This window comes from Sphingobium sp. HDIP04, from assembly GCF_000445085.1.
Taxonomy (GTDB): Bacteria; Pseudomonadota; Alphaproteobacteria; order Sphingomonadales; family Sphingomonadaceae; genus Sphingobium; species Sphingobium indicum.
Window position 1 is genome coordinate 1 of record NZ_ATDO01000065.1, and the last position, 11,389, is coordinate 11,389.

At 67.2% G+C, this 11,389-nt stretch carries 12 protein-coding genes; 9 read left to right on the forward strand and 3 right to left on the reverse strand.

The annotated features are described in order from the left end of the window. Positions 1 to 30 precede the first annotated feature (30 nt). From L286_RS31050 to L286_RS31060, 3 genes are all read left to right on the forward strand, one after another. Positions 31 to 285, forward strand: coding sequence for an ATP synthase F1 subunit epsilon (locus L286_RS31050; protein ID WP_007683647.1), 255 nt, complete (start codon positions 31 to 33; stop codon positions 283 to 285). A 249-nt stretch (positions 286 to 534) separates the two neighbouring features. Then, positions 535 to 2,061: a CpaF family protein gene (locus L286_RS31055; RefSeq protein ID WP_013040865.1), complete on the forward strand. Its 1,527-nt coding sequence runs from the start codon at positions 535 to 537 to the stop codon at positions 2,059 to 2,061. 124 nt (positions 2,062 to 2,185) lie between these two features. Continuing rightward, the gene (locus L286_RS31060; RefSeq protein WP_007683645.1) at positions 2,186 to 2,992 is read left to right on the forward strand and encodes a class I SAM-dependent methyltransferase; all 807 of its coding nucleotides are present in this window, start codon (positions 2,186 to 2,188) and stop codon (positions 2,990 to 2,992) included. A 253-nt stretch (positions 2,993 to 3,245) separates the two neighbouring features. Here L286_RS31060 and L286_RS31065 read toward each other — a convergent pair whose 3' ends face one another. Further along, a complete protein-coding gene (locus tag L286_RS31065; RefSeq protein WP_021223211.1) occupies positions 3,246 to 4,061 on the reverse strand; it encodes an HpcH/HpaI aldolase/citrate lyase family protein in 816 nt (271 codons plus the stop codon). Between the two features lie 74 nt (positions 4,062 to 4,135). On the opposite strand from L286_RS31065, the gene L286_RS31070 reads away from it, so the two are divergent. Beyond that, on the forward strand, positions 4,136 to 5,107 hold the full coding sequence (locus L286_RS31070) for an SPFH domain-containing protein (protein ID WP_021223212.1): 972 nt from the start codon (positions 4,136 to 4,138) through the stop codon (positions 5,105 to 5,107). Continuing rightward, positions 5,107 to 5,565, forward strand: a complete 459-nt coding sequence (locus L286_RS31075; protein ID WP_013040866.1) for an NfeD family protein — start codon at positions 5,107 to 5,109, stop codon at positions 5,563 to 5,565. Before L286_RS31070 ends, L286_RS31075 begins: the two co-directional genes overlap by 1 nt. Here the strand turns inward: L286_RS31075 and L286_RS31080 are convergent. Beyond that, a complete protein-coding gene (locus tag L286_RS31080) occupies positions 5,516 to 6,517 on the reverse strand; it encodes a LysR family transcriptional regulator (RefSeq protein WP_021223213.1) in 1,002 nt (333 codons plus the stop codon). The two genes, L286_RS31075 and L286_RS31080, sit on opposite strands and share 50 nt — an antisense overlap. 167 nt (positions 6,518 to 6,684) lie before the next feature. Between L286_RS31080 and L286_RS31085 the strand changes: the two genes are divergently transcribed. From L286_RS31085 to L286_RS31100, 4 genes are read left to right on the forward strand one after another with little or no spacing between them, the layout of a single operon-like run. After that, on the forward strand, positions 6,685 to 7,812 hold the full coding sequence (locus L286_RS31085) for a phosphotransferase family protein (protein ID WP_238559303.1): 1,128 nt from the start codon (positions 6,685 to 6,687) through the stop codon (positions 7,810 to 7,812). Further along, positions 7,809 to 9,086 carry an acyl-CoA dehydrogenase family protein gene (locus L286_RS31090; RefSeq protein ID WP_007683637.1) on the forward strand — a complete coding sequence of 426 codons (1,278 nt, stop codon included), beginning with the start codon at positions 7,809 to 7,811 and terminating at the stop codon, positions 9,084 to 9,086. Before L286_RS31085 ends, L286_RS31090 begins: the two co-directional genes overlap by 4 nt. Continuing rightward, positions 9,083 to 9,826 carry an SDR family NAD(P)-dependent oxidoreductase gene (locus L286_RS31095; RefSeq protein WP_007683636.1) on the forward strand — a complete coding sequence of 248 codons (744 nt, stop codon included), beginning with the start codon at positions 9,083 to 9,085 and terminating at the stop codon, positions 9,824 to 9,826. The genes L286_RS31090 and L286_RS31095 overlap by 4 nt, the downstream gene beginning before the upstream one ends. 28 nt (positions 9,827 to 9,854) lie before the next feature. Continuing rightward, positions 9,855 to 10,682, forward strand: a complete 828-nt coding sequence (locus L286_RS31100; protein ID WP_021223215.1) for an SDR family NAD(P)-dependent oxidoreductase — start codon at positions 9,855 to 9,857, stop codon at positions 10,680 to 10,682. Between the two features lie 94 nt (positions 10,683 to 10,776). On the opposite strand, the gene L286_RS31105 is transcribed toward L286_RS31100, so the two are convergent. Continuing rightward, positions 10,777 to 11,389: TolC family protein (locus L286_RS31105; protein ID WP_021223216.1), on the reverse strand; the 613-nt coding region annotated here is incomplete at its 5' end.

The window sequence follows — 11,389 nt, forward strand, 5'->3', positions numbered from 1 at the left end:
TCCCGCTTGCGGGAGGGGGGAGAGTCAAAGATGGCACTGCATTTCGAACTCGTGACCCCGGAAAAGCTCGTCCGCTCGGAAGAGGTCTATCAGGTGGTCGTCCCCGGCACCGATGGCGACTTCGGCGTGCTGGAGGGCCACGCGCCCTTCATGTCGACCGTCCGCGACGGCGCGATCCAGGTTTTCGCCAGCGCCGGCGCCGCGCCGGAAGTGATCCCGGTCCGCGGCGGCTTTGCCGAAGTCAACGAAAAGGGCCTCACCGTCCTTGCGGAGCATGCCGGCTGACAGGCCAATCGACAGCCCGACCGCCCCGCTGATCCCAAAAAGGCCGCGCTCCTCATCGGAACGCGGCCTTTTTGGTCGGCGGCTCCATCAGAACGAAAGCAATCCGCTTCGATTCGGCGCTGATCATGCGAAGCCGAACCAGGCGTCGCCACGGCCCCGCCATCCCCTCCGCATTAGCCATTTATCAAAGTTTCCGCGCTATTCACCTTTAACAGGCATGGCTGATGCACATCATTTCGGCGGAGAATCATGAGCGCGTTCGGACGTAAAAATGGACCTTCGGGCATAAAGCCCGGCTTCGGCCTTGCTCGCCCCATGCAAGGCGGGGCGCCCAGGGAAGAGGCCAAGGGCGGCGATCAATTCCCCCCCCTGGACATGACGGCCCTGCCTCCGGAAGCGCCGCTCGACCCGCTCTCCGCCCCCACCAGCCAGATGCAGCGCAACGCCGACGCGATGCAGCGCCTGTCGGATCGCGCCAATGCCGAACATGCCGCGGATGCCGGGCCGCAGGGTTTCGAAGCCTCCGTCCACAAGATCAAGGAGCAGGTGCTCCCCCGCCTGCTGGAGCGCGTCGACCCCGAAGCCGCCGCCACGCTGACCAAGGATGAACTGGCCGAGGAATTCCGGCCCATCATCATGGAGGTGCTGGCGGAACTGAAGCTGACCCTCAACCGCCGCGAACAGTTCGCGCTGGAAAAGGTGCTGGTGGACGAGCTGCTGGGCCTCGGCCCGCTGGAGGAGTTGCTGGCCGATCCCGACGTCAGCGACATCATGGTCAACGGCCCGGAACAGACCTATATCGAAAAGAAGGGCAAGCTCCAGATCGCGCCGATCAAGTTCCGCGACGAGGAGCATCTGTTCCAGATCGCCCAGCGCATCGTGAACAAGGTCGGCCGCCGCGTCGACCAGACGACGCCGCTGGCCGACGCCCGCCTGCCCGACGGCAGCCGCGTCAACGTCATCGTGCCGCCGCTGTCCCTGCGCGGGACCGCCATCTCCATCCGTAAATTCTCCGCCAAGCCGATCACGCTCGACATGCTCGCCCAATGGGGCGCGATGAGCCAGAAGATGTGCACGGCACTCAAGATCGCGGGCGCCTGCCGCTTCAACATCGTGATTTCGGGGGGCACCGGCTCGGGCAAGACCACCATGCTCAACGCCCTGTCGAAGATGATCGATCCGGGCGAGCGCGTGCTGACCATCGAGGACGCGGCGGAACTTCGCCTGCAACAGCCGCACTGGCTGCCGCTGGAAACCCGCCCGCCGAACCTGGAGGGTCAGGGCGCCATCACCATCGGCGACCTCGTCAAGAACGCCCTGCGCATGCGTCCCGACCGCATCATCCTGGGCGAAATCCGCGGCGCGGAGTGTTTCGACCTGCTCGCCGCGATGAACACCGGCCATGACGGTTCCATGTGCACGCTGCACAGCAACTCGCCCCGCGAGTGCCTGGGCCGTATGGAAAACATGATCCTGATGGGCGACATCAAGATTCCCAAGGAAGCGATTTCCAAGCAGATCGCCGACTCGGTCGACCTGATCGTGCAGGTGAAGCGCCTGCGCGACGGTTCGCGCCGCGTCACCAACGTGACCGAGGTGATCGGCATGGAAGGCGACGTCATCGTCACCCAGGAACTGTTCAAGTTCGAATATCATGACGAGGACGACAGCGGGAAGATCATCGGGGAATATCGCTCCATGGGCCTGCGTCCCTATACGCTGGACAAGGCGCGCCAGTTCGGCTTCGACCAGCCTTTCCTGGAAGCCTGCCTGTAGGCACCGGCCCGCAAAGCGCATTCCGTAACAATCTGTTGCCGGCGGACGGATTTTCCCGCCGGCACGCTTGCGCGCGGCCTGCATCGCGGGCACATCGGACATCCCCAGGAAAAGAGGAATGCCAATGAACCGCTTAGCCCGCGCCGCCCTGCTGCTGACCGGCCTGTCCCTGCCGCTGCTTCCCCTCGCCGCCCAGCATGCGCACCATCACCAAGCGGCCGATCCGATCGCCGCCGCCATCGCCGCGCCCAGCCGCACCCCCGCCAATGTCGCCCGCGACGCCTATCGCCATCCGGCCGAAACGCTCGCCTTCTTCGGGGTGCAGCCGAACCAGACCGTCGTCGAATATGCACCCAGCGGCGGCTGGTACACGGAAATATTGGCGCCGCTGCTGCATGAAAAGGGCACCTTCTACGCGCTCCAGCCCACCGGCCGCTCGCTGGACGGCTACAAGGCGTTCCTCGCGGCAAAGCCGGACGTCTACGGCAAGGTGAAGGTCGTCCCCTTCCCGGACCAGACCGGCCTCATTCCGGCGGGCAGCGTCGACACGCTGCTGACCTTCCGCAATGTCCACAATATGGTGATGGGCGGGACGGAAGCGGCGACGTTCAAGGCCTTTTACGACCTGCTGAAGCCGGGCGGCACGCTGGGCATCGTCGACCACCGCCTGCCCGAAGGGCGCGACACGGCGCGGGAGAAGACCAGCGGCTACCTCAAGGTCTCGACCGTCCGCCGCCTCGCCGAAGCGGCCGGCTTCGAATATGCCGGATCGTCGGAGATCAACGCCAATCCCAAGGACAGCGCCGACTGGGAAAAGGGCGTCTGGACGCTGCCCCCGACGCTGCGCCATGGAGAGGTCGACAAGGCGAAATATCTCGCCATAGGGGAAAGCGACCGGATGACGCTGCGCTTCCGCAAGCCGGCGAAGTGAAACGACGCGGACAAGTTCAGAACGCGCCGAATGGCTGATTTGGGTGGAAAGCGGCCATTCCCCTATTCGTCACCGCTCCCCCTATTCGTCACCGCTCCCCCTATTCGTCACCCCGGACTTGATCCGGGGTCCCGCTGCCTTGGACGAGGCGGGCGCTCAGACAAGAAAGCGGGACCCCGGATCAAGTCCGGGGTGACGGAAAACTGATGTCAGCGATTGGCCATTTCCCCCACTCCAGGTTTGTCGACACCGCCTAACCCGACACCGCGTCAGCCCTGGCGATCAGCGCCCTCGCTTCCTCGACATGCATGCTCTCGATCATCCGTCCCTCGAACCGCTCGGCCCCGCCCGTCGCCGCCTCGATCAGCCGCCGCGCATCGGCAACCGCCTGTGGGTCCGGACCGAACACCTGATTGGCGACCGGCACCTGGCTGGGGTGGATCAGCGTCTTGCCGTCGAAGCCCAGCGCATGCCCCGCCGCGCATTCGCTTTCGAAGCCAGCCTCGTCGTCCAGCCGGTTGAACACGCCGTCGAACGCGGCGATGCCCGCCGCCCGCGCCGCCAGCATGACGGACTGCAGGGACAGGGCCAGCCCTTCCCGCCCGGCCGAGGGCGGTATCCCCAGATCCTGCCGCAGGTCGTTATTGCCCATGAACAGCCCCGCGCAGCCCTCCGCCGATGCGATCGCCTGCACCGCCAGCACGCCCGCCGCGCTCTCGATCATCGCGATCACCGGCTTCTGGCAGACGCTGAACACGTCCTTCACCTGGCGGGCATTCTCCACCTTGGGCAGCACCACATAATCGGCGGCGGAGCCTTTCAGCGCCACCATCTCCCGCCCGTGCGTCGGCGCGCCCTCCACATTGATGCGCACCGCGCAGAGCCGTCCGCCGAAACCCTCCGCCACCGCAGCGACGGCGTTCCCCAGCGCCTCCTCCTTGCGGTCGTCGGGCACCGCATCCTCCAGGTCCAATATCACCATGTCGCAGGGCAGCGTCCGCGCCTTGGCGATGGCGCGGGGGTTGGACGCGGGCAGGAACAGCAGCGATCGGGCGTGGCGCAACAACATGACGATACTCCTTTGCCTTTCCCCATTCATGATTTCGCGTCATAGTCCAAGCGGATTTCTGGGGGAGTGCAGGCATGCTGACGACATTCGCGCTGACGGTGACATTGCTGGTGCTGTTCTACCTGGCGGTGAGCGTCAAGGTCGTGCGCCAGGGCTATCAATATACCATCGAACGCTTCGGCCGCTTCACCGAAGTGGCGCGCCCCGGCCTCAACTTCTACCCCGCCTTCTTCTACGCCGTCGGGCGCAAGATCAACATGATGGAGCAGGTGGTCGACATTCCGGGGCAGGAGATCATCACCAAGGACAACGCCATGGTGTCGGTCGACGGCGTGGTATTCTTCCAGGTGCTGGACGCGGCCAAGGCGGCATATGAAGTGTCGGAACTCTATGTCGCGATCATGCAGCTCGCCACCACCAACCTGCGCACGGTGATGGGGTCGATGGACCTGGACGAGACCCTGTCGAAGCGCGACGAGATCAACGCCCGCCTGCTGTCGGTGGTGGATCACGCCACCAACGCCTGGGGCATCAAGATCACCCGCGTGGAGCTGAAGGACATCCGCCCGCCCGCCGACATCGTCAACGCCATGGGCCGCCAGATGAAGGCGGAGCGCGAAAAGCGCGCCCTGATCCTGGAGTCGGAGGGCCTGCGCGCATCGGAAATCCTGAAGGCGGAAGGGCAGAAGCAGAGCCAGATATTGGAAGCCGAAGGCCGCCGCGAAGCCGCCTTCCGCGACGCCGAAGCCCGCGAGCGCGAGGCGGAGGCGGAGGCCAAGGCGACCCAGATGGTCTCCGAAGCCATCGCCAGCGGCAATGCGCAGGCGATCAACTATTTCATCGCCCAGAAATATGTCGAGGCGGTGAGCCAGTTCGCCACCTCCCCCAATGCCAAGACGATCCTCTTCCCGGTCGAGGCGACCCAGTTGATCGGCACGCTGGGCGGCATCGGCGCGCTGGCGAAGGAGGCCTTGGGCGAAGGCGCGCCTCCCCCGCCGCCCGCCGCGCCGCCCCGCCGCGGCCCGTTCGGACAGGCCCCGGCGTGATGGACGCGGGCATGACCGGCTGGCTCGCCATGCTGGACGATCATTGGGGCTGGCTGGTCTTCGCCGCGCTGCTCGCCATGGGCGAGGTGGTGATACCGGGCGTGTTCCTGATCTGGGTCGCGCTGGCGGCCGCGGTGACGGGCCTTGTCGCGCTTGCCTTCCCGATTTCCGTGCCGCTGCAACTGCTGCTGTTCGCGGGCCTCTGCCTCCTGTCGGTCTGGGGCGGGCGGCGCTGGTACACGGCCAATCCGGTGGATTCGCAAGACCCGCTGCTCAACGACCGCGCCGCCCGGCTGGTGGGAGAGGTCGTCACCGTGGTCGAGCCGATCGACAATGGCCGGGGCCGTGTGAAGGTGGGGGACGGCGTCTGGTCCTGCCGCGGCCCGGACGCGCCGATGGGCGCCAGGGTCAGGGTGACGGGCGCGGAGGGTTCGGTTCTGACGGTCGAACCGGCGTGACGCCCGCCTGAGGCAGCGCCCCGGCCGCATCGCCCGCGCCTTCCTTCATGAGATCCCAGAAACGATCGACGGCGGCGCGGGCCGGTCGACGGCTGCGGATGGCGACCAGTTCCGTCTCGATGCCCAACCCCTCGACCGCGACCTGCTTCAATCGCCCGCCCTCCCTTTCCTCCGGCATGGCGAACCATCCCAGCGATATGACCGGGATGCCGAAGATCGGGGCATAGCGGATCAGCGCGGGCGCATCGCCTTCGGGCAGGTTCACAAGCTCGGCCCCGGCCTGGCGAAGCCCCCTGGCGATCACCTCCGACAGGCGGACGCCATGGGCGCGGCTGAGCGATCCGATCCGGCATCCGTCAAGCTGCGACAGGGCGACCGCGTCGACGCCATGGAAGGCATGGCCGGGCGGGACGGCCAGCGCCACGGGCCGCCTGCCCAGCACGATGCGGGGAAATTCGTCCGCCATCCCGGTTTCCACGGCGGAACGCGATGCGCCCGATCCCGCCACTTCCAGGTTGATCGCCACCTCGATCATGCCGTCCGCCAGTTCCTGATAGAGCTGGGCCGGCGCCCGGCCATGGATGCGCAGCCTGTTGTCCGGCCGCGCCGCGAGGAAGCTGTCGATCAGGGCGTTCCGTTCGGGAATCCCCGCCATGTGGTGCGCGATTCCGACGCGCAGCCAGTCGCGGCGGATTTCCTCGGCCGCGCGGCCGATCAGGGCGGTTTCCAGGATGATGCGCCGGGCATTGTCCAGGAACAGCGTTCCCTGCGCCGTCAATTCCACATTGTGCCGGGTGCGCGTGAACAGCGGGAATCCAAGTCGGCGCTCCAGTTCCCTGATCTGCGCGGACAAGGCGGGCTGGGAGATGTTATGCGCTTCGGCGGCGCGCCGGAAGGACAGCTTCTCCGCCACCGTGACAAAATAGCGATATGGTCGTGCATCCAGATCCATGGGCTTCTTCACCGCCTGCCTGGGGACGTTGATAGGCCTTGCCTATCACCAGCACAAGAATTCCGTATTGGACTGGCTGGCGGCTCTCTCCTACGCTCCATTCCAGCCGCCGGAGCCGCCAAGGCCCGGCGCGGACCCAAGGTGCGGCCGAAAAGGCAGGAGAGGATGTGCAAGCGGTGAGATTCCCGTCCGAAACGCCGCCGCCAGGCGCAGCCGGGGAGCGGGCCGAGGATTGGGCCGAGGATTGGGCCGGGAATCAGGAACGCCTGGTCCCGGTCGACCGGCTGAGGTCGTGGATGGACGGGCAGGGCCTGGGCCGGGGGCCGTTGCAGCATCCCGTCGCGCTCCAGGGCGGCACCCAGAACATCCTGCTTCGCTTCGTGCGGGACGGCCGCTCCTATGTCCTGCGGCGGCCTCCGCCCAACCCCTATCTGGACGGCGACAAGACGATCCAGCGGGAAATCCGCGTGCTCGGCGCCCTTGCCGACACGGATGTGCCCCATGCCCGGCTGGTCGCCGCATGCCTGGATCGCGAGCCGCTCGGTTCCGCCTTCTACCTGATGGAGGCGGTCGACGGCTTCGCCGCGACGCGGGGCATGCCCGATCTTCATGCCGGCGACGCCGACGTGCAGCATGCCATGGGGCTGGAGATCGTCGACGCCCTTGCCAGGCTCCAGGCGGTCGATCCCGCCGCCGTCGGGCTTGACGGCTTCGGCCGGCCGGAAGGTTTCCTGGAGCGGCAGGCATCGCGCTGGCTGCGCCAGCTCGACAGCTACGATCAATATGCGGGCTGGGACGGACGCAGGGATCTTGCCGCCGCCGAACGCCTCGCCGCCTGGCTGGACGCCCATCTTCCGCGGGACTTCAGGCCGGCCGTCGTCCACGGCGACTTCCACGTCGGCAACCTCCTCTTTTCCCATGACGGCGCGGCGCTTCTGGCTATCGTCGACTGGGAACTGGCGACGATCGGCGATCCGCTGATCGACCTTGGCTGCCTGCTCGCCACCTGGACCGACCCCGACGGCTCCCATCCGGGCTGCCTGCCCGTCGAACCGTGGCTGGGATTTCCCACCGAAGCCGAACTGGTGGAACGCTATGCCGCCCTCACCGGCCGCGACATGACGCATTACAACTGGTTCGTCGTCCTCGCCTGCTTCAAGCTCGGCATATTGCAGGAGGGCAGCTACGCCCGCGCCTGCGGCGGCCTGGCCGACATGGGCGTCGCGCGCTGGATGCACGAAACCTCGATCAATCTTTTCCAACGGGCCCTCGGCCGCATCCAGGAGCTGCCATGAGCTGGAGTTTCGCCAATGATCCCGGGTTTCAACCCGAACTCGACTGGATCGATCATTTCGTCAGGGAAGAGGTCGAACCGCTCGACCATCTGCTGGGCAGCCAGTGGAACATCCACGATCCGGAATTTCAGCGGCTGGTCCGGCCCCTGCAGGCGAAGGTCAAGGCGCGCGGCCTGTGGGCCTGCCACCTGGGACCGGACCTCGGCGGCAAGGGCTATGGCCAGTTGAAGCTGGCGCTGATGAACGAGAAATTCGGCCGCTCGCGCTTTGGCCCCATCGTCTTCGGCGCGCAGGCGCCCGACACCGGCAATTCGGAGATATTGGCGCATTACGGGACGCCCGAACAGAAGAAGCGCTATCTGGAGCCGCTGCTGGCGAACGAGATCGTCTCCTGCTTCTCCATGACGGAGCCGCAGGGCGGGGCGGACCCGCTGGTCATGCGCATGGCCGCGACGCAGGTGGATGGCGGATGGGTGCTGGACGGGGAAAAATGGTTCGCCTCCAACGCCCGCTGGGCCGCCTTCTACATCGTCATGGCGGTGACCGATCCCGACGCCGATCCGCACCGCCGGATGTCGATGTTCATCGTCCCGGCCGATTCCCCCGGCATAGAGATCGTCCGGAACTACGGCTTTTACGGCGAGCCGGAGGACGGGCATGCGCATGTGCGCTGGAACCGGGTCTTCGTCCCGGCGGACAATATGCTGGGCGGGCGCGGCGACGCCTTCGTCGTGGCGCAGGTCCGGCTGAGCGGCGGGCGCATGCACCATGCGATGCGCACCCTGGCCCAGGCGACGCGCGCGTTCGAAATGATGTGCGAACGCGCCGTCTCCCGCTTCACCAAGGGGGAGCAACTGGCCAGGAAGCAGATGGTGCAGGAGAAGATCGCCGATTCCTGGATAGAGCTTCGCCAGTTCCGGCTGCTGATACTGGAAACCGCATGGCTTGCCGACCAGGGGCATGACTGGCGCGCCATCCGGGCCAATGTCGCGGCGGTCAAGGCGGCGATGCCGAAGCTGCTGCACGACATCGCCGCCCGCGCCCTGCATATCCACGGATCGCTGGGCCTCAGCCATGAGATGCCCTTTGCGGAATGGGTCATCAACTCCTTCCACATCGGCCTGGCCGACGGCCCGACGGAGGTCCACAAGGTGACGCTCGCCCGCGAAATCCTGAAGAATGTCGAACCGTGCGGCGACATGTTCCCCGCCTATATCCGCCATGAGCAGCAGGCCCGCGCGGCGGAGCGCCACGGCGCGGGGGCCATGGCATGACCGGCGCCAACCCGCTGGACTTCACGGGGAAGACCGCGCTTGTCGTGGGCGGGTCGAGCGGCATCGGCAACGGCATCGCCCGCGCCTTCCTCGACGCGGGGGCGCAGGTGCTGGTCTGGGGCACGCGGCCGGACGCGGCGGACTATTCCGCGTCCGAAGGCAGCGATCTGGCCGGACTGCTCTACAGCCAGGTCGATGCGGCCGACTGGGACGGCGTGGAACGCGCGGCGCGCGACATTCCCGCGGTCGACGTCGTCGTCCTGTGCCAAGGCACCGTGGTATATGGGCGCGGCGAATTCGAACGCGACGGCTGGGACAGGGTGATGGGCGTCAATCTCGACAGCCTGATGGCGTGCGCCCGCGCCTTCCGCCCGGCGCTTCGGGACAGCGCGGGATCGCTGATCATCGTCAGCTCGATTTCGGGCTATCAGGCGAACCGCGGCAATCCGGCCTATGCCGCGTCCAAGGCGGGCGCCATCGGCTTGACCCGGACCCTGGGCCAGGCCTGGGCGCCGGACGGCATCCGCGTCAACGGGATCGCGCCGGGAATGGTCGCGACGAAGCTGACGAAGGTGACCACCGACCATCCCGGGCGGCTGGACCGCACTCTTGCCGCGATTCCCCTGGGGCGGATGGGACAGCCTTCGGAACTGGGGTCGGCCGCCCTGTTCCTCGCCTCGCCCCTCGCCTCCTATGTGATCGGGCACACGCTGGTGGTGGACGGCGGATTGCTTCTTTGAGGGGCGGTTCCATGGCAGGGAGGACGGAATGGAGCGCATAGTCGAAGGGAGGGTGTCGATCGTCACGGGCGCTGCGCGGGGCATCGGCCGCGCCACGGCCGAACTGCTGTGCCAGCATGGCGCGCGCGTCGTGATCTGCGACGCGGATCGCGAAGCGGCCGAGCGGACGGCGCGGGAAGTGGAAGGGGAAACGATGGTCTTCGCCGGCGACCTCGTCCAGCCCGGCATGGCGGAGGCGCTGATAGAGGCGACGATGGACCGCTGGAACGCGATCGACATCATCGTCAACAATGCCGGCTATGTCCTCAATGCCCGCGCCGAACGGATGACGGACGAGGAATGGGACCGGATGCTCGCGATCCACGCGACCGTGCCGTTCCGCATCCTGCGCGCCGCCGCGCCGCATATGATCAAGGCCGCCCAGGCCGAACGGGCGGCGGGGCGGGAGGTGTTCCGCAAGATCGTGAATGTCGCCTCGACCGCCGTGATGGGCAGCGTCCGCCAGGCCAATTACGCCGCGGCGAAGGCGGCGCTGGTCGGGCTGACCAAGTCGCTGGCGAAGGAATGGGGCGAACATCTGATCAACGTCAATGCGGTGGGCTTCGGTTCGGTCGATACGCGGCTGGGCGGCTTGCGAAGCGAGGATAATGTGCTGGAACTCGGCGGCGAGCGCATCCAGCTCGGCCTTTCGCAAAAGGCGGTCGACAGCATCCCCGCATCGGTTCCCTTCGGCCGCCCGGCGACGCCCGCCGAAGCGGCAGGCGCGATCTTCATGCTGTGCACGCCCTGGAGCAACTGGGTGAACGGCCAGTTGCTGATGGTCAATGGCGGCCAGGTCTACGGCATGTCGGCATAGCCCGGCAGGACGTTGAGGCGACAAGGGAGAGATCCGGCCGGCGCGCCGTGCGTGACGGGATGGACGGCCACGCGGCGCAAAATGCCTCGCGCCGTCAGGCCGGCCCGTTCCCGACCGCTTCCCAGCCGCCGCCCAGCGCCTTGTAGAGCGCGGCCAGTTGTTGCAGTCGCGCCGCCTGCGCCAGCACGTGCAGGCGATCGGCCGCACTGTAGGCAAGCTGGGCCTGCAACAGGGCGGTCAGATCCTCCTCGCCCGCCGCGTACCGTCGCCTCGCCAGTTCGACCGCCTCCGCCGCCGCGTCGCGCGCCGCGGCGCGCTCGACGCCGACAAGGCCCGCCGAGGCATAGCGGTTGATGCTCGTCTCGCTGTCGGCGAGCGCGGTCAGCACCGCCCGTTCGTAGCGCGCCGTCGCGGCCTCGACACGGGCGTCCGCCGCGCGGATCTGGGCACGAATGCGCCCGCCAGAGAAGATCGGCCAGCGCAGCGACGGGCCGAACTGAAAGCGCAGGCTGCTGTCGGAAAGGAGATCGCCCGGCTCCCGCGCTTGCAGCCCGATGCCGCCGATCAGCGAGAAGCGCGGGAAAAGCTCCGCCGTCGCGACCCCGACATCGGCGGTCGCCGCGGCCAGGCCGCGTTCGGCAAGGCGAACATCGGGACGACGGCGCAGGAGGTCAGACCGCAGGCCGGCGGCGACGTCCAGGCTTGCC